The 17,278-nt window shown below is 71.8% G+C and carries 20 protein-coding genes; 14 read left to right on the top strand and 6 right to left on the bottom strand.

All coding sequences use genetic code 11. The annotated features are described in order from the left end of the window. Nucleotides 1-58: 58 nt before the first annotated feature. Complete coding sequence (locus tag ACZ6R6_RS04615) at nucleotides 59-787, top strand: NUDIX domain-containing protein (RefSeq protein ID WP_470090171.1); 729 nt, start codon at nucleotides 59-61, stop codon at nucleotides 785-787. Here ACZ6R6_RS04615 and ACZ6R6_RS04610 read toward each other — a convergent pair. After that, nucleotides 732-1,364, bottom strand: a complete 633-nt coding sequence (locus ACZ6R6_RS04610) for a GNAT family N-acetyltransferase (RefSeq protein ID WP_470090169.1) — start codon at nucleotides 1,362-1,364, stop codon at nucleotides 732-734. The genes ACZ6R6_RS04615 and ACZ6R6_RS04610 overlap by 56 nt on opposite strands. A gap of 115 nt (nucleotides 1,365-1,479) precedes the next feature. On the opposite strand from ACZ6R6_RS04610, the gene ACZ6R6_RS04605 reads away from it, so the two are divergent. Beyond that, nucleotides 1,480-1,971 (top strand): GNAT family N-acetyltransferase, encoded by a 492-nt coding sequence (locus tag ACZ6R6_RS04605; protein ID WP_470090168.1) that lies wholly within the window; start codon nucleotides 1,480-1,482, stop codon nucleotides 1,969-1,971. Between the two features lie 115 nt (nucleotides 1,972-2,086). On the opposite strand, the gene ACZ6R6_RS04600 is transcribed toward ACZ6R6_RS04605, so the two are convergent. Both ACZ6R6_RS04600 and ACZ6R6_RS04595 read right to left on the bottom strand, forming a co-directional pair. Beyond that, nucleotides 2,087-2,443, bottom strand: a complete 357-nt coding sequence (locus ACZ6R6_RS04600) for a DUF742 domain-containing protein (protein WP_470090167.1) — start codon at nucleotides 2,441-2,443, stop codon at nucleotides 2,087-2,089. Beyond that, complete coding sequence (locus tag ACZ6R6_RS04595; protein ID WP_470090166.1) at nucleotides 2,440-4,458, bottom strand: sensor histidine kinase; 2,019 nt, start codon at nucleotides 4,456-4,458, stop codon at nucleotides 2,440-2,442. Before ACZ6R6_RS04595 ends, ACZ6R6_RS04600 begins: the two co-directional genes overlap by 4 nt. Before the next feature lie 222 nt (nucleotides 4,459-4,680). On the opposite strand from ACZ6R6_RS04595, the gene ACZ6R6_RS04590 reads away from it, so the two are divergent. Further along, a complete protein-coding gene (locus tag ACZ6R6_RS04590; RefSeq protein WP_470090164.1) occupies nucleotides 4,681-5,022 on the top strand; it encodes a hypothetical protein in 342 nt (113 codons plus the stop codon). On the opposite strand, the gene ACZ6R6_RS04585 is transcribed toward ACZ6R6_RS04590, so the two are convergent. Together ACZ6R6_RS04585 and ACZ6R6_RS04580 are read right to left on the bottom strand one after the other, a co-directional pair. Then, nucleotides 4,932-5,291 (bottom strand): barstar family protein, encoded by a 360-nt coding sequence (locus ACZ6R6_RS04585; RefSeq protein ID WP_470090163.1) that lies wholly within the window; start codon nucleotides 5,289-5,291, stop codon nucleotides 4,932-4,934. The genes ACZ6R6_RS04590 and ACZ6R6_RS04585 overlap by 91 nt on opposite strands. A gap of 6 nt (nucleotides 5,292-5,297) precedes the next feature. Beyond that, nucleotides 5,298-5,744, bottom strand: coding sequence for a guanyl-specific ribonuclease (locus ACZ6R6_RS04580; protein ID WP_470090162.1), 447 nt, complete (start codon nucleotides 5,742-5,744; stop codon nucleotides 5,298-5,300). Between the two features lie 89 nt (nucleotides 5,745-5,833). Between ACZ6R6_RS04580 and ACZ6R6_RS04575 the strand changes: the two genes are divergently transcribed. The 7 genes from ACZ6R6_RS04575 to rfbD all read left to right on the top strand — a co-directional run bounded on the left by ACZ6R6_RS04575 (nucleotide 5,834) and on the right by rfbD (nucleotide 12,785). Continuing rightward, a complete protein-coding gene (locus ACZ6R6_RS04575; RefSeq protein ID WP_470090161.1) occupies nucleotides 5,834-6,706 on the top strand; it encodes a DMT family transporter in 873 nt (290 codons plus the stop codon). Then, the gene (locus ACZ6R6_RS04570; protein ID WP_470090159.1) at nucleotides 6,703-7,326 is read left to right on the top strand and encodes a GntR family transcriptional regulator; all 624 of its coding nucleotides are present in this window, start codon (nucleotides 6,703-6,705) and stop codon (nucleotides 7,324-7,326) included. The genes ACZ6R6_RS04575 and ACZ6R6_RS04570 overlap by 4 nt, the downstream gene beginning before the upstream one ends. Nucleotides 7,327-7,552: 226 nt before the next feature. Further along, nucleotides 7,553-7,897: a hypothetical protein gene (locus ACZ6R6_RS04565; protein WP_470090158.1), complete on the top strand. Its 345-nt coding sequence runs from the start codon at nucleotides 7,553-7,555 to the stop codon at nucleotides 7,895-7,897. A 242-nt stretch (nucleotides 7,898-8,139) separates the two neighbouring features. Then, nucleotides 8,140-9,594 carry a sugar transferase gene (locus tag ACZ6R6_RS04560; protein WP_306860295.1) on the top strand — a complete coding sequence of 485 codons (1,455 nt, stop codon included), beginning with the start codon at nucleotides 8,140-8,142 and terminating at the stop codon, nucleotides 9,592-9,594. Between the two features lie 2 nt (nucleotides 9,595-9,596). Continuing rightward, nucleotides 9,597-10,664, top strand: coding sequence for a glucose-1-phosphate thymidylyltransferase (locus tag ACZ6R6_RS04555; protein ID WP_306860293.1), 1,068 nt, complete (start codon nucleotides 9,597-9,599; stop codon nucleotides 10,662-10,664). Between the two features lie 265 nt (nucleotides 10,665-10,929). Next, a complete protein-coding gene (gene rfbB, locus ACZ6R6_RS04550; RefSeq protein ID WP_470090157.1) occupies nucleotides 10,930-11,931 on the top strand; it encodes a dTDP-glucose 4,6-dehydratase in 1,002 nt (333 codons plus the stop codon). After that, nucleotides 11,928-12,785: a dTDP-4-dehydrorhamnose reductase gene (rfbD, locus tag ACZ6R6_RS04545; protein ID WP_470090155.1), complete on the top strand. Its 858-nt coding sequence runs from the start codon at nucleotides 11,928-11,930 to the stop codon at nucleotides 12,783-12,785. Before rfbB ends, rfbD begins: the two co-directional genes overlap by 4 nt. Here rfbD and rfbC read toward each other — a convergent pair. Next, on the bottom strand, nucleotides 12,775-13,398 hold the full coding sequence (gene rfbC / locus ACZ6R6_RS04540) for a dTDP-4-dehydrorhamnose 3,5-epimerase (protein WP_470090154.1): 624 nt from the start codon (nucleotides 13,396-13,398) through the stop codon (nucleotides 12,775-12,777). The genes rfbD and rfbC overlap by 11 nt on opposite strands. 130 nt (nucleotides 13,399-13,528) lie before the next feature. Between rfbC and ACZ6R6_RS04535 the strand changes: the two genes are divergently transcribed. From ACZ6R6_RS04535 to ACZ6R6_RS04520, 4 genes are read left to right on the top strand one after another with little or no spacing between them, the layout of a single operon-like run. After that, on the top strand, nucleotides 13,529-14,764 hold the full coding sequence (locus ACZ6R6_RS04535) for a methyltransferase domain-containing protein (protein ID WP_470090152.1): 1,236 nt from the start codon (nucleotides 13,529-13,531) through the stop codon (nucleotides 14,762-14,764). Further along, on the top strand, nucleotides 14,761-15,555 hold the full coding sequence (locus ACZ6R6_RS04530; RefSeq protein ID WP_470090151.1) for a sugar phosphate nucleotidyltransferase: 795 nt from the start codon (nucleotides 14,761-14,763) through the stop codon (nucleotides 15,553-15,555). The genes ACZ6R6_RS04535 and ACZ6R6_RS04530 overlap by 4 nt, the downstream gene beginning before the upstream one ends. Further along, the gene (locus tag ACZ6R6_RS04525; protein WP_451929544.1) at nucleotides 15,552-16,229 is read left to right on the top strand and encodes a PIG-L deacetylase family protein; all 678 of its coding nucleotides are present in this window, start codon (nucleotides 15,552-15,554) and stop codon (nucleotides 16,227-16,229) included. Before ACZ6R6_RS04530 ends, ACZ6R6_RS04525 begins: the two co-directional genes overlap by 4 nt. A 5-nt stretch (nucleotides 16,230-16,234) precedes the next feature. Then, nucleotides 16,235-17,278, top strand: a complete 1,044-nt coding sequence (locus tag ACZ6R6_RS04520) for an NAD-dependent epimerase/dehydratase family protein (protein WP_470090149.1) — start codon at nucleotides 16,235-16,237, stop codon at nucleotides 17,276-17,278.

The following is a 17,278-nucleotide window of genomic DNA, read 5'->3' as shown; positions in this document are numbered from 1 at the left end:
CGGATGCGGGCGGCCGGCGCGTCCGGGGGTCCTCCGGCGTTGGTGCAGACTGGCTGCCATGCGAACACCTGCAGGAGCGGACGGCCCGTCGCGCACGCCCTTGACCGATCCGCCGGCCGTACGGCTCCCCGGGGTGAACGTCCCCGACCGGCGTGGCCGTACCGGCCTGGACCAGGCCGGGCGCGACCTGGACGGCAACCCCCGGGTCCGGGTGCGCGAGGTGGATCTGCTCTCGTCGAGCTGGTACGTGCTGCGCAGGACGACGTTCGACTACCTGCGCCTGGACGGGAGCTGGACCACCCAGGAGCGCGAGACCTACGACCGCGGCAACGGCGCGACGGTGCTGCTCTACGACGCCGACCGGGCGACGGTCCTGCTGATCCGGCAGTTCCGCTACCCGGCCTACGTCAACGGCCATCCCGACGGGTTCCTCCTCGAAACGGCCGGCGGCCTGCTCGACGACGACGACGCGGAGACCGCGATCCGGCGGGAGGCGTCGGAGGAGACGGGCTACGACATCGGCGAGGTCCGGCACGTCTTCGACGTCTACATGAGCCCCGGCTCGGTCACCGAGCGCGTGCACTTCTTCGCCGCGCCCTACAGCCCGGACCGGCGGACCTCCGAGGGCGGCGGGCTGGCCGACGACGGCGAGGAGATCGAGCTGGTGGAGCTGCCCTTCGCGAAGGCGCTCGCGATGATCGAGTCGGGGGAGATCGCCGACGCGAAGACCATCATGCTGCTGCAGTGGGCGGCGCTGTCCGGTCCGTTCGCCGGCCGAGATAGGTGAGGGGACCGGGGTCGGCGACCGGGATCTCGTGGAAGCCGAGGCGGTCGTAGAAGGCCCTGGCCGGGGTGTTGGCGGTGACCATGCCCAGGTGCACCGCCGGCACCCCCTTGTGGTGCAGCGCGTCGAGGAAGGCGTTCATCAGCGCGCGGCCGTGGCCCTTGCGCTGGTGGTCCGGGAGCAGGTCGATGTGGAGGTGCGCCGGATAGGCGGCCAGCTCCGGGAGGATCATCCGCTCGGGGCGGTACATCAGGTCGATCATCGTCTCGCTCGGAGTGGCGGGCGGTCCGGCGAGAGCGGGAAAACGCTCTCTCATGCGGGGCAACCACGCGGAGCGGAAGGAGTCGACGAAGGCGGCCGTGTCGGCCGTGCCGAGCACGTAGCCGACCGCGCGGTCCCCGTCGTCCAGGACGAAGGTCAGCTCCGGCTCCAGAAACGCGTAAGGAGCTGCGAAAATGCTCGGCATCAGCTCCAGGTCGGGGTAGATGTGCCGGGAGTCGCCACCGTCGTGCGCGGTCCGCACGCAGATGTCGTAGAGGGCGGCGCGGTCGCCGGGGTGGTACGGCCTGACAGTGGTCATGGAGGCAATGATGCCCTTCGTGGGAGCGCTCTCACAAGATCTGTGGATGGCCCCGGGCCGTCCGGCGCGGTCGCGGGGCTTCCGGCGTCCCCGCCGGGGCAATACCCTGCACGGCATGATCGAGGTGGAACTGCGGGGCTGGCGGCCCGACGACGCGCCGGCCCTGCTCGACGCGTTCGGCTCGCCGGACATGGCGCAGCAGGCGGCCCGGCCGATCGACACGCCCCAGGCGGCGCTGGAGTGGATGGGAGTGTGGGGCTTCCGGGACGACGCGCAGGCGTTCGCCGTGGTGGTGGACGGCAGCGTCGTGGGGAACGTCGCGGTGAGCAACATCGACGCGCACGACACCGGCTGGGTGTCCTACTGGACGTCGCCGCACGCCAGGGGGCGCGGGGTGGCCGTGGCCGCGGCCCGCAAGCTGGCGGACTGGGCGTTCCGGGAGCGCGGGCTCTTCCGGCTGGAGCTGGGACACCGGATCAACAACCCGGCCTCCTGCGCGGTGGCGACCAGGGCGGGTTTCCGGCCCGAGGGGATCGAGCGGGCCAAGCTGTGTTACGACGGGGTGCGGTACGACGTGGAACGGCACGCCCGCCTGGCCACCGACTGACCCGCCGCACGGGCCGGGGGCGGCGTCTCACCGCGCCGGTGAGCCGCGGTGCCCCGAGGGGGCCGCGTCCCGCGAAGGAGGCCGTGACGTGCTGGAGGCCGTGACGCGCTGGAGGCTACAGCGCCTTGAGGCCGGCGAGCACGTCCCGCAGCACGCTCTCCCGGGGGAGCGCGACATCGCCCGCGGGGAGCCGCATGGTGATCAGGCCGGATTCGCGCAGGTCGCCGAGGAGCACCCGGATCACCCCGAGCGGCATCTCGATCTCCGAGGCCAGCTCGGCCACCGAGATCGGCAGGCGGCAGGAATTCATGATCATGTTGTGTTCGGGCGGCAGGTCCTGCGGCGGTTTCCTGATCGCCACCACGATGGCGATCAGGTCGAAGCGGTCCCCGGCGGCCCGGGTCCGGCCGCGGGTGAGCGTGTACGGGCGGACGATGGGACCGGCGTCCTGGTCGAGCCAGCGTTCCGTCATTCCGCCCCGCTTTCCTGCTCCGCACGGCGCCATCCGTCGCGGAACGACGTCATCACACTGCTCGGGGCCGGCTCCGGCGCCTCGACGGGTACGGGCCGCCGCGCGGGCACGGCCTGACGCTCGGGCGTGGCCTGCCGTACCCGCTTGGGGAGACCGCTGTCAGTGGTGATCCACTCGACCTCGGCCGAGTAGGCGGCCCGCGGGCCGGCCGCGTCGACGACCAGTTCGCCCGGCAGGAGCACGATCGCCGTGGTGCCGCCGAAGGGGGAGGGGCGCAGCGAGACGCGGATGCCGTGCCGGGCGGCGAGCTGTGTCACGACGAACAGGCCGAGCCGGTCGCTGTCGGCCAGGTCGAACTCCGGCGGGTCGGCCAGCCGCTCGTTGAGCTGGGCCATCTCGGCCGGGGCGATGCCGAGCCCGCGATCCTCCACCTCGATGACGTAGCCCCTGGCCACCGCCTCGCCGTGGACGCTCACCGTGGTGTGCGGGGGCGAGAAGATGGCGGCGTTCTCCACCAGCTCGGCCACCAGGTGGATCACGTCGGTCACGACCGAGCCGACCACCGAGGGGCCCTGCGGCACGTTCACCGTCACGCGCTGGTAGCCCTCGACCTCCTCGACGGCGGCGCGGACCACGTCGTAGATCGCGACCGGCGTCCGCCAGCCCCGGCCCGGGACCGCGCCGGACAGGATGATCAGACCCTCGGAGTGGCGGCGCATGCGGGTGGTCAGATGGTCCAGGCCGAACAGGTCCTCCAGGGTCTCCGGGTCGCTGGCCCGCCGTTCCATCGTCTCCAGCATGGAGAGCTGCCGGTGCAGGAGCGACTGGCTGCGCCTGGCCAGGTTCACGAAGACCTTGTTGACGCTCTTGCGCATCTGGGCCTGTCCGGCGGCCGCCTCGACGGCGGTCCGCTGGACGGAGGAGAACGCCTTGCCGACGTTCACGATCTCGGTGGTGGTGCCGTAGTTCAGCTCCCGGGCCTCGGAGCAGACGTCCTCGCCCTTGCGCAGCCGCTCGACCACGTCCGGCAGCCGCTTGTGCGCCAGGTCGAGGGCCGCCTGCTGGAGGCCGATGAGCTCGGTGCCGATCCGGCGGCCGAAGCGCACCGAGACGAAGATGGACACCGCGACCGCGATCAGGCCAAGGCCGCCGGCGATCCCGATCTGGACCAGGATGCCGGTGGCCAGCGGCCCGGACCGTTCGGTGATGCCCCTGCTGACCTGGCCGCCGAGGCCGTCGAAGGTGTCGGAGAGCTCGGCCGAGACCGTCACCCAGGAGGGTTCGGGCCGACCCGCCGTGGTGACGGCCTTCTCGATCCGCTCGAACGAGGTGTAGGCGGCCGAGCTCTGCAGGTCCCGGTAGAGCCCCTGGAACTCCTCGTCGAACTGGTTGAAGCCCAGGGAGTAGAGCAGCCTGCGGCCGGTGGCCAGCTCGCTGAACGCGGTGCGCTCCTCGGCGGTCATGCCGCCCTCGGCCACGGCGCCGGCGATCAGGGCCGCCTGCTGGCTGAGCATCTCGCGGCTGCGCCCCATCAGGACGACGGCGCGGGTCTGGTCGTTCAGGTCGATGTCCGAGGAGATTCGGATCTTGTCGTAGACCTCGAAGGCCGCCTCGATCATCCCGCTGTAGGCGTCGAGGGTCTGCATCTGGCCGGCGGTGTGGGTGTCGACCCCGCTCCGGACCTCGGTGAGCCGCTCCATCGTGGTCAGCAGGCGGACCATACGGTCCCACACGGCCGGGGTCGTGCTCTCCTGGAGCGCGGGGACCAGCCGTTCCAGCTCCGCCCGCGCGGTGTTGGTCTGGATGCGCTGGGCGTCGAGATCGGTGCGCGGGACGGCCGAGTCGCCCAGGGCGGCCAGTGACAGCAGCCGCTCGTGCTGGAGCGCGGTGGTGACCGTCCGGGTGGGCAGGATGCCGCGCTCATAACCTTCGCTGGCCCGCAGCAGATCCTGGCCGCTCCGCAGGGTGAGGGTCGCCGCAAATGCCCAAATCGCTACAAGAGAGACAATCGGCACGAGAAGGAGGGTGAAAATCTTGACCCTGATCGAGTGGCTGCGGCCGGCCATAGTACCTCGCACTACGGATATGTGCGGTTAACAGTGGCGAAACCCTAGCAACGCCGGTCATCCGCGACCAGAGATGTTGGTGATTCATATCAAGAAAGGATTTATAGCTTTTGGGCTACTGCGAACCATCACGCCTCCGGGCACGTCCTAGTTATGGAGGGGGAGGGGTCCATGAAAGAGATCGCGGAGCTGATCGGGGCGGAGGCCGGCCGCGCCGGGCAGGCGGCGCTGGCCCGCGGCGGTGAGCTGGAGAAGTCGGGCGCGGTGCAACTGGTCAGGTTCAGCCCGTCGGTGGTGGCCGCCGAGGTGGACGACGGCGCCGCACGCGTGGAGTTCCGGCTCGCCGACGGAGTCCTGCACTGGCGGTGCACCTGCGCCGAGGGCCGGGACGGGGCCATGTGCGCGCACTGCGTGGCGACGGCTCAGTCGGTCAGGAGCAGGACGGACAGGAAGGCCTCGCCGGGGGCGTCGTCGGCGACGGCCTCGGTGAGCACGGTACGGATCGCCTCGTAGGCCGGGCGGTCGGCGGCCCGCAGCACCGAGGAGTCCGACCAGACCAGCAGGTGCTCGCCCGCCGGCAGCCACGCCAGGTCGGTCAGGCAGTCATACAGCGCGTCGAGGTTGTGCCCGAAGTGGTCGGGGAACGACAGGGCCTCGGCGATCGCGGCCATGGCGCCGGCGGAGGTGGTGATCACCGAGCCGTCGATCCGGTGCGGGGCGGCGTCGGGCCGCACCTCCCCGGGGCCGGCCGCCGCGCGCTCCTCGAATGTTCCCCTGGGCAAGGCGGGTCACCTCCGCACGTCGACGGCCACGAAGGACCGGTAGTGGTCCGCGGTGTAGTAGAGCTCGCCGGCGCCGCCCCCGCTGACCATCCGCCGCGCGCCCCGGTCCGATCTCCGCGGGGTCGGCACGGTGTATTCGCGGTAGTGGCCCCGTGCCCTGACCGGGAGAAGACGCTCCCGGTTCTGGAAGACCACGCCGTCGCGGGGGTAGGGGAAGGGCCCGCCGTCGCGGATCAGCCGCCAGGTGGCGGCGGCCTCGGGCGGCAGCGCCGACAGCGCCCTGACGGGCAGCGCGCCGGGCACGGGCCGGGCCGTGACGGCCGTCGCCGGCGAGGCCCCCGGCCTGGCGGGTGCCGAGTGGCGGGTGTCCGGACCCGCGGCGGATCCGGCGGGCGCGCACCCGCTCAGCAGCGCCACCGCCGCCAGGGCCGCGGCGATTCCCCGATGTCTCACCTGGCCAAGCTACCCGCGCGGGTCCCCGGGAAAACGGGAGGGGGTCGCCCGCGCTTGACTGAATTGTCTAGTTGTCAGACAATCTAGCCATGAAGCTCGCCGTTGTCGGAGCCGCCGTGCTCTGGGGCACCGCAGGCACCGCCGGCCTGCTCGTCGCCGGCGTCGACCCGGTCTCCCTGGCCGCCGCCCGCCTGGTGATCGGCGGCCTGGTGCTCGCCGTCGCCGCGGGGCCGGCCCTCCGATCCCTGCCGCACCGGGGCCTGCTGCTGGCGGCCGCGCTGGCCGTGGCCGCCTACCAGCTCTGCTTCTTCGCCGCGGTCAGCCGGACCGGCGTGGCCATCGGCACCGTGGTCGCCATCGGCAGCGGCCCGGTCTTCACCGGCCTGCTGTCCTGGCTGTTCAACCGGGTGCCGCCCACCCGGCGCTGGGCCGGGGCGACCGCGGTGGCGATCGCGGGCTGCGCCGTGCTCACCGGCGGCGGGGGCCAGGCGCGGCTGGACGGGATCCTGATCGCGCTGCTCGGCGGTCTGCTGTACGCCTTCTACGCGGTGTCGGCGGCCCGGGTGATCGGCGCGGGCGCCCCCTCCGGCGCGGTGATGGGGGCGATGTTCGGCGGGGCCGCGGTCGTGATGCTCCCGGTCCTGCTGTGGACGGGCACCGCCTGGCTCGCCGAGCCGCGCGGCCTGCTCACCGCCCTCTACCTGGGCTGCGCCACCACCGCGCTGGCCTACGTCCTGTACGGCAGGGGCCTGCGCACCACCCCCGTCGCGACCGCCGCCACCCTCGCCCTCGCCGAGCCCGCGGTCGCCGCCCTGCTCGGCGTCGCGGTGCTCGGTGAGCGGCTCACGCTCGCCTCGGCCGGCGGGCTGGCGCTGCTCGGCGCCAGCCTGGCCGTGGTGGCCCTGCCCGAGCGGCGTCCGGGCCGCCGGAGCCGGGTCGCGGCAATAGAGTCGTCGGCGTGACCATCCCGCTCCGCCCCGTCTCCGCCGTCAACGCCCTCGCCGACGCCCTGCGCCGCCGGGTGCTCTCCGGCGAGATCGCCCCGGGCACCCCGCTGCCGGAACAGGAGCTGTCCACCCTGTACGGCGTGGCCCGGCCGACCGTCCGGGAGGCGCTGGCCGTGCTCGTGCACGAGGGCCTGCTCAGGCGCGAACGGCACCGCAGCGCGCAGGTGGCCGAGGTCACCCTGGCCGACCTGGACGACCTGATGTTCGTGCGGCGCCCGCTGGAGGACCTCATGGCCAACGCCCTGGCCGGGCGGCGGGTCGAGGAGGCCGACGGGGCGCTGGCCCGGATGGCCGCGCTGCCCGGTGACGCCCCCTGGTCCGACGTGGTGGCCGAGCACATGGCGCTGCACCAGGCGCTGATCGTCGCGGTGGGCAGTCCCCGGCTGGAGCGGCTCTACACCGTGCTGGCCGCCGAGACCCGCCTCGGCCTGGTACGGCTGCGCGCCGTCTACAGCGACCGGGACGTCCTGGTCGCCGAGCACCGGGCGCTGCTCGACGCGATCGGCGGGGGGCCCGCGGAGAGCGCGCGGCGGGCCGTCGCCGCCCACCTCGACCACGGCTGGGGCACGGACTGACGGCTCCCCGGCGGATCGCCGTCACGGGCACGGGCGCGGGTGGGACCTGTCGGGCGCGGCCGTGGGGCGGACCGCCGGCCGTGGGGCGGACCGCCGGCCGTGCGGCGGCCTGCCGGGCGCGGCCGTGCGGCGGCAGGTAGCGGCCCGTGTCGGTGGCCGGACTCGCACGCTTCTGTTGCACCGGATCTATTGCACCGGACGCCCTGAAGTCGTCACAATCGCGGCCATGCACGGCAATTCAGTGCCGGACTCCTACGTATACGTCACCGAAGAAGGCGTGACCCGCCACTACGCGGACGGCAGCGTTGACGCCCTCGCGTGGGAGGACGTCGTCGAGGTGCGGGTGGTGGGCGATCCGGACGTCATCTACATACTCCTTGACCGTGAGGGCCAGGGATGCGTGGTGCCCCAGGCGGCCACCGACACCGCCTTCCTCACCAGGCTCCGCTACCTCCCGGAGTTCGACTTCGACCGGCTCGGCGAGGCGGTGGACGCCGCCCGCGACGATTACGTCGTCGTCTGGCGCAGTCCTGAGCCCCCGTCCCCCCTGCCGGATTTCGAGTACGACTAATTCCTGGTCACCGGGCGGATCGCGGCAGGAGGTCCTACATGTTTGGACCGTTCCGTCAAGATGTTCCCTCTGCCCCACTTAGGCCAGTAGTGGACAGGAGGCCGCTATTCCCCTGCCGAATCTTGATCACTAGGATTTCCATGGGTATCCACGCTCCTGATGCATTAGAGAAATCTGTCAACCGATGAAACGAGGCAGGCGTCTCGTTATCTGTTAATGCCGGGGCATCTGGGTGGGGTGGTATGAGGGTGGGGACAGAGGCGCCCGCTGTCGCGCTCCTGGGCAGTTCGGTGCGTACCGCTCCGAGCATCTGGACACGTTCCTATGCGCGGATTCTGCTGGCCGGCGACCTCGCGTGCGCGGTGGTCGCCTGTGAGTCGGTCCTCGGGGTCCGGCTCTGGTTCGGTGCCTTCATTCCGGGGACGGAAGCGCTGCTGGGGCTCGGTCTGGCCCTGGCGTGGCCGTTCTCGCTGGCGGTGGGAGGTGCTTATCGCAAGCGTGCACATGGTGAGGGGACGGAAGAGTTCCGGGCGGTCTTCGACGGCGGGGTCGGTCTGACGGCCGCTGTCGCGATCGGGGCCTACGCCACGCAGACGACCATCGCCCGTAGCTTCGTGATGGCGATGTTCCCTCTCGCGCTCATTCTCACGATCGTTTTCCGCTACCGCATGCGCAAGCGGCTCCACCGGCGGCGGTCCTTCGGGGAATACATGCGCCAGGTGGTCGCCGTCGGGCACCGGGAGTCGGTGCTCGACCTGGTGATGCAGCTCCGCAGGCAGCCGCACCACGGCATGACGGTGGTCGCCGCGTGCCTGCCGTCGGGCTCCGACGGCCTCGACGTCGACGGCGTCCCGGTGCTCGGGGGCTTCGGCGACGTCCCCGACGTGGTGGCCGAGGTCAACGCCGACGCGGTGGCGATCCTGGCCTGCCCCGAGCTGGACGGCGCCGCGCTGCGCCGGCTCGCCTGGGGCCTGGAGGACGCCCGCACCGACCTGTTCGTCGCGCCCGCGCTGATGGACGTGGCGGGCCCGCGCATCAGCATCCGGCCGGTGGCCGGGATGCCGCTGCTGCACGTCGAGCACCCCGAGTTCGACGGCGCCAAGCACCTGGCCAAAAGCCTGTTCGACCGGGTCGGCGCGGGCCTGGCCCTGCTGGTGCTGGCCGTACCCATGCTGGTCATCACCGCGCTGATCCGCGCGACCAGCCCGGGGCCGGCGCTGTTCCGGCAGGTGAGGGTGGGCAAGGGCGGCCGGGAGTTCAGGGTCGTGAAGTTCCGCACGATGGTCAACGACGCGGAACGGCTCAAAATCGATCTTCAGCGGCACAACGAGTTCGACGGTGTGCTGTTCAAGATGAGGAACGATCCAAGGATCACCCGCGTGGGCGCCTTCCTCCGCCGCTACTCCCTCGACGAGCTGCCGCAGCTGCTCAACGTGCTCCGCGGGGAGATGTCGCTCGTCGGGCCCCGGCCACCGCTGCCCGAGGAGGTCAAGCAGTACGGCGAGGACGTGCGCCGCCGCCTGGTCGTCAAGCCCGGCATGACCGGGCTGTGGCAGGTGAGCGGACGCTCCGATCTGACCTGGGAGGAGTCGGTCCGGCTCGACCTGCGCTACGTCGAGAACTGGTCGCTCTTCCTGGACCTGCAGATCCTCTGGAAGACCTGGAGCGCCGTCACCGGCGGAGAAGGGGCCTACTAGCCGTGAAAGCACTCGTGCTCGCCGGAGGGTCGGGCACTCGGCTGAGGCCGATCACCCACACCTCCGCCAAGCAGCTCGTCCCGGTGGCCAACAAGCCCGTGCTCTTCTACGGGCTCGAGGCCATCGCCGCGGCCGGCATCCGGGAGATCGGGATCGTGGTGGGCGACACGCAGGCCGAGATCGAGGCGGCCGTCGGCGACGGCTCCGCCTTCGGCCTGGAGGTGACCTACATCCGCCAGCAGGCCCCGCTCGGGCTGGCCCACGCCGTGCTGACCGCCCGCGACTATCTCGGCGACGACGACTTCGTCATGTATCTCGGCGACAACTTCATCGTCGGCGGGATCAGCGGCATCGTGGAGCGGTTCGCCCACGACCGGCCGTCCGCCCAGATCATGCTCACCCAGGTCGGCGACCCCCGGCAGTTCGGCGTCGCGGAGCTCGACGCCGGAGGCCGGGTGATCGGGCTGGAGGAGAAGCCCGACGAGCCCAAGAGCGACCTGGCGCTCGTCGGCGTCTACCTGTTCACTCCCGCGATCCACGAGGCGGTGACCGAGCTCAAGCCGTCGTGGCGGGGCGAGCTGGAGATCACCGACGCGATCCAGTGGCTGATCGAGACGGGGCACCAGGTCGAGTCCACCGTCATATCCGGCTACTGGAAGGACACCGGGAACGTCACCGACATGCTGGAGGTCAACCGGCTGGTCCTGGAATCCCTGGACGGCCGCGTCGACGGCCGGGTCGACGGCGCCAGCGAGCTGATCGGCAGGGTGGTCGTCGAGCCGGGCGCCGTGGTCGAGCGGTCGCGCATCGTCGGCCCGGCGATCGTCGGCGCCGGGGCCCGGATCCTGGACAGCTACGTCGGCCCCTTCACCTCCATCGCGGCCGACTGCGTGATCAACGGCAGCGAGATCGAATACTCGATCGTGCTGCCCCGCTCCTCGATCTCCGGGGTGTCCCGGATCGAGTCCTCGCTGATCGGACACGACGTCGAGGTCACCCCCGCCCCCAAGACCCCCAGAGCCCACCGTCTCGTGCTGGGCGATCACAGCAAGGTTCAGATCAGCTCTTGAGATCCTCCCCACGGCCGGGGCCGGGACGTCCCGGCCCGCACGGCCTGGAGCCCCTGCCCCGCGGCCGGCCGCGGCCACCCCTGCCGGGTGTCGCGGTCCGCCCCGGCTCAGCAGGCGTTTCACCTCCCCGTCAGCCCGGCCGCGGGATCCTCGCGGCCGCCCGGGGACCGTTCGGTCATCGCAAGCCCGCGCACGACCACAATCGGAAGGAGGCAGGGGCGTCCCGCCCGTGGCCGAGGCCAGGGGCACACGCTCCGGAACGCCGATGAAGATCTTGGTCATCGGTGGGGCCGGCTTCATCGGCTCCCACTACGTCCGCACGCTCAACGCGGACGGTGCCACCGTGACTGTCGTCGACAAGCTCACCTACGCCGGCAACCCGGCGAACCTGGAGGGCGCCGCCCACGACTTCGTGCACGGCGACATATGTGACGCCGAACTGATGGCCGCCGTGGTGCCCGGCCACGACCTCGTCATCAACTTCGCGGCCGAGACCCACGTGGACCGGTCCATCGCCGGCGCCGGGGAGTTCGTGCGGACCAACGTGCTCGGCACGCAGACCCTGATGCAGGCCTGCCTCGACGCGGGCACCCAGCGGGTGGTGCAGGTCTCCACCGACGAGGTCTACGGATCGATCGACGTCGGCTCCTGGAAGGAGGACACGCCGCTGCGGCCGCGCTCGCCGTACTCGGCGGCCAAGGCGGGCGGCGACATGATCGCCCTCGCCTACGCGGTCACCCACGGCCTGCCGGTCTCCATCACCCGCTGCGGCAACAACTACGGGCCCTACCAGTATCCGGAGAAGCTCATCCCGCTGTTCGTCACCAACCTCCTGCAGGGGCGCAAGGTCCCGCTCTACGGCGACGGCGGCAACGTCAGGGACTGGGTCCACGTCGACGACCACTGCGCGGGCATCCGGCTCGTCGCCGAGCGGGGCGAGCCCGGCGAGGTCTACCACATCGGCGGCACGGCGGAGATGAGCAACATCGAGCTCATCACCCAGCTGCTGGCGGCCTGCGGGGCCGACTGGGACATGGTCGAGCGCGTCGAGGACCGCAAGGGGCACGACCGCCGCTACTCCCTGGACGACTCCCGGCTGCGCGCCCTCGGCTACCGGCCGGGCGTCCCGTTCGAGCAGGGCCTGGCCGACACGGTCCGCTGGTACGCCGACAACCCGGGCTGGTGGAAGGCGGCGACGAACCGGCCCGACGGGCACGGCGCGCTCGCGGCCACCGGCGCCGGGCAGCGCGGCGAGGCGGGCGCATGAGCCGGTGGCTGGTCACCGGCGCCTCCGGCATGCTCGCGACCGAGCTGCTGAGCCGCCTGAAGGCCGCGGGGGAGCCCGTCCTCGCCCTCCGCAAGGACGAGCTCGACCTCCGTGACACCTCCGCCGTGCACCATCTGGTGTCGGCCTGCCGGCCGGACATCGTGGTCAACTGCGCCGCGTGGACGGCGGTGGACGACGCCGAGACGCGCGAGGACGAGGCGCTGGCCGTCAACGGGCACGGGGTGCGGGCACTGGCCGAGGCGTGCGGGCGCCTCGGCGCGCGGATGATCCATCCCTCCACGGACTACGTCTTCGACGGGAGCGGGGTGGACCCCTACCCCGAGGACGCCCGGCCCTGCCCGGTCAACGCCTACGGGCGCACCAAGCTCGCCGGCGAGCGCGCCGTGCTGGAGGTGCTGCCCGAGACCGGCTACGTCGTGCGGACCGCCTGGCTGTACGGCGCGGCCGGCAGGAGCTTCGTCGGCACCATCGCCGGTCTGGAGCGGACCCGGCCGGTGCTGGACGTCGTCGACGACCAGATAGGCCCGCCCACCTGGGCCGGCGACCTGGCCGCGGGGCTCGTCGAGATGGGGCGGACCGGCCCCCCGCCGGGGATCTACCATGCCACCGGTGCGGGTCAGACGAGCTGGTACGGCTTCGCGAGGGAGATCTTCACGCTGCTGGGCGCGGACCCGGACCGGATCAACCCGGTGCCGGCCAAGGAGTTCGCGCGTCCCGCGTCGCGGCCGGCCTACAGCGTGCTGGGACACGAGCGCTGGGACCGGGCGGGACTGCCGCCGATGCGGGACTGGCGCGAGGCGCTACGGGAATCCGATGTGCTCGTCAACTGCTAGGCGCGGCCGGCCGGCCCTCGGGAGAGGCGAGGCCCTCGTAGTAGGCCACGCAGGCGCCGTAGTCGGGCAGCAGCCCCGCGTCCAGGGCCTCCTTGAGGGTGGGGGCGGCGGCGTCCTTGTCCGACAGGATCGGCTCCACCCCGGCGGGCCAGTCGATCGCGAGGGTCGGGTCGAAGGGGTGGACGCCGTGCTCGCGCCCGGGGGCGTAGGGCTGCGAGCACATGTAGACGACCGTGGCCTGCTCGCTGAGTGCCATGAACCCGTGGCCCAGCCCCTCGGCGACGTAGAGGCCGCGCCGGGACTCCTCGTCCAGGCGCATGGCCTCCCACCGCCCGAAGGTGGGTGAGCCGACGCGGATGTCCACGACGACGTCGAGGACGGCCCCGGAGACACACGTGACGTATTTGGCCTGGCCAGGCGGGACGTCGGCGAAGTGGATGCCCCGCAGGACGCCCCGCTTGGAGACCGAGACGTTGGCCTGGGCGAGATCCAGCCGATGGCCGATGGATCGCTCCAGGTCGGCGGAGCGGTACAGCTCCAGGACCGCGCCGCGGGGGTCGGAGTGGATACGCGGTGTATGGCACCAGATTCCGGCGATGCTGAGGGGTTCCATGGCCGAAGCATGCCACAGCGGACCCGTGTAACACCGCCGAAGTATCGGGCGAAATCCTAGGGTTCGCGCTCGATGAAATGATCTTTATGGAGACCGGTCGAGCCGCGTTCCGCGGCTAGGGAGTGTATTGATGACAACCTGCCGGCTGTGCGGCTCCCCGAGCCTCGCCAGCGTCGTCGACCTCGGCGCGACACCGCCCTGCGAGCGGTTCCTCACCGCTGAGCAGCTCGACGAGCCCGAGACCACCTACCCGCTGCACCTGCGGGTCTGCACCGACTGCTGGCTGGCGCAGATCCCGCCGCTGATCACGCCAGAGGACACCTTCACCGAGTACGCCTACTTCTCGTCGTACTCGACCTCGTGGGTGGAGCACGCCCGGGAGTTCGTCGCCGGGGCGGTCGACCGGCTGGGGCTGGACGGCGACTCGTTCGTGGTCGAGGTGGCCAGCAACGACGGATACCTGCTGCGGCACGTGGTCGAGCGGGAGATCCGGTGTCTGGGCGTCGAGCCGTCGAAGAACGTCGGCGAGGCGGCCAGGGAGAAGGGCGTGCCGACCCTGACGGCCTTCCTCGGCCCCGAGACCGGCGCCGCGGTCCGTGCCGAGCACGGGCCCGCCGACCTGGTGGTGGCCAACAACGTCTACGCCCACATCCCCGACGTCATCGGATTCACCAAGGGCCTGCGCGCGCTCGTGGCCGACGACGGGTGGGTCTCCATCGAGGTCCAGCACCTGCTCACCCTGATGGAGCACAACCAGTACGACACGATCTACCACGAGCACTTCCAGTACTACACGGTCGCCTCCGCGCAGCGTGCCCTGGCCTCCGGCGGGCTGTCCCTCGTGGACGTCGAGCTGCTGCCGACCCACGGCGGCTCGATCCGCCTGTGGGCGCGGCCGCAGGAGGCGGCCGGCGAGCCGGGCGAGCGGGTGGACCGGGTGCTCGCCGCGGAGAAGGCCGCGGGCCTGCACGAGCTGGCCGGATACACCGAGTTCGCCGCCCGGGTGGCCCGGGTCCGGCGGGAGCTGCTGAAGTTCCTCGTCGAGGCCGCCGAGCAGGGCAAGACAGTGGTCGGCTACGGCGCCCCCGGCAAGGGGAACACGCTGCTCAACCACTGCGGGGTCCGCCCGGACCTGCTGTCGTACACAGTGGACCGCAACCCCTACAAGCACGGCAGGTTCACCCCCGGCACGCGGATCCCGATCCTGCCTCCGGAGCGGATCGCTGAGGACCGGCCCGACTACGTGCTGGTCCTGCCGTGGAACCTCCGCGAGGAGCTCACCGGCCAGCTGTCCTCCGTACACACGTGGGGAGGCCGGCTGGTCTTCCCCATCCCCAGCCTGGAGATCGTCGAGGTGAACCCGTGAAGGTCGTGCTCTTCTGCGGCGGATACGGAACGCGGATGCGCACCGGCACCCCCGGTGACGTGCCCAAGCCCATGCAGCTCGTGGGCCCCCGGCCGCTCATCTGGCATGTGATGCGCTACTACGCGCACTTCGGGCACACGGAGTTCATCCTCTGCCTCGGTTATGGAGCGCACCACATCAAGGACTTCTTCCTCAACTACCAGGAGACCATCTCCAACGACTTCATCCTGCGCGGCGGCCGGGTCGAGCTGCTGTCCACCGACATCTCCGAATGGTCGATCTCCTTCGTGCAGACCGGGATCGAGTCGCCGATCGGCGAGCGGCTGCGCCGGGTCCGCGACCACCTCGACGGCGCGGAGATGTTCCTGGCCAACTACGCCGACGTGCTCACCGACGCGCCGCTGCCGGAGATCATCGACCGCTTCGCCGCGTCCGACGCGGGCGCCTCCATGATGGTCGTCCCGCCGTCGGACACCTTCCACTGCGTGGAGCTCGGCGAGAGCGGGATGGTCGGCGGGATCACCCCGGTCAGCCAGATGCCGCTCTGGGTGAACGGCGGATACTTCGTGCTCCGCCAGGAGGTCTTCGACCACATCCCGCCGGGCGGCGACCTCGTCGCCGACGGCTGCGCCGAGCTCGCCAAGCGCGGCCGGATGCTCGCCTACCCGCACCGCGGATACTGGCGGCCGACCGACACGGTCAAGGAGCGGGTCGCCCTCGACGAGGCGTACTCGCGGGGCGATCGACCGTGGGCGCTGTGGGAGCGGGAGCCCGCGGGGCAGCCGGCATGATCGGATTTCGGCCGGCCGGGGCGGGCGGGACAGCCGGGAGCGGCGGGGTGCGGAGCGTCGCGCTGCTCGCCGCCCACTGCGACGACATCGCCATCGGCGCGGGCGGCAGCCTGCTGACCGTCTGCTCGGCGCACCCCGGCGTCCGGGTGGACGCGCTGGTGCTCTCCGGCGGCGGCACCGAGCGGGAGGACGAGGAGCACGCGGCGCTGACCGCCTTCTGCCCCGGCGCCGACCTGCGGCTCACCGTGCTGAAGCTGCCCGACGGGCGGCTGCCCGCGCACTGGGACGAGGCGAAGGGCGCCGTGGAGGAGCTGCGCGCGCGGACCGACCCGGACCTGATGTTCGCGCCGCACCCCGGCGACGCCCACCAGGACCACCGCGGACTGGCCCGGCTGGTGCCCACGGCCTTCCGCGACCACCAGGTGCTCGGCTACGAGATCGTCAAATGGGACGGCGATCTCGGACGGCCGTCGGTCTACCAGCCGCTCACCCCCGAGGTGGCGGAGGCGAAGGTGACCCTGCTCCAACAGCACTACCCCTCACAACGGCGGCGTCCCTGGTACGACCGTGAGGCGTTCCTCGGGCTGGCGCGCATCCGCGGGATCGAGTGCCATGCGCGCTACGCGGAGGCGTTCCACGTCAACAAGTTGACTCTCGATCTGGCTGGAGGATGAACCGGATGCGCGTACTGCTGACCGGGCACCAGGGCTACCTGGGAAGTGTGATGGCTCCGGCGCTCGCCGAGGCGGGCCACGAGGTGATCGGCCTGGACTCGGGGCTGTTCGCCGACTGCGTTCTGGGTCCCATGCCGGACGACCCCCGCGGTCACTCGGTCGACCTGCGAGACGTCACCGCCGACGAGCTGGCGGGGGTGGACGCCGTGGTGCACCTGGCCGCGCTGTCCAACGACCCGCTCGGCTCGCTGGCGCCCCAGCTCACCTACGACATCAACCACCACGCGTCGGTGCGCCTGGCCCGGCTGGCCCGCGAGGCGGGCGTGCGCCGGTTCCTGTACGCCTCCACCTGCTCGGTCTACGGCGCCTCCGGCGGCGACGGCCTGGTCGGCGAGGACGCGCCGCTGCGCCCGGTGACCCCCTACGCCGAGTCCAAGGTCCGGGTCGAGGACGACCTGGCCGAGCTGGCCGACGACGACTTCACCCCGGTCTTCCTGCGCAACGCCACCGCGTTCGGGTTCTCGCCCCGGCTCCGGGCGGACATCGTGCTGAACAACCTCGTCGGGCACGCGCTGCTGTCGGGCACGGTGCGGGTGCTGTCCGACGGCACCCCGTGGCGGCCGCTGGTGCACGCCGAGGACATCGCGGAGGCGTTCGTCCTGGCCCTGGCCGCCCCCCGGGAGGTCGTGCACGCCCGGGCGTTCAACGTCGGCACCGAGGAGAACAACGTGACCGTGGCGGAGATCGCCGCCGAGGTCGTCGAGGCGGTGCCCGGCGCCGAGCTGGTGATCACCGGTGAGGCCGGGGCGGACCCGCGCTCCTACCGGGTGGACTTCTCCCGCATCCGCGCCGCACTGCCCGGCTACCAGGCGCGCTGGACGGTCAAGGAGGGCGCGGTCGAGCTGGTCGAGGCGTACCAGCGGCACGGCCTGACCGAGCACGACTTCCAGCACCGTTTCACCAGGCTCGCCCGGCTGTCGGCCCGCCGCGCCGAGGGCAGCGTCGACGGCGCGCTGCGCCCGTACGGGGCGGTCGCCGGTGACGATTGA

The organism is Streptosporangium sp. NPDC048886 (assembly GCF_055586905.1).
The sequence above is the reverse complement of the archived record's forward strand: the minus strand, read 5'-3'. Positions and strand labels throughout refer to the sequence as shown.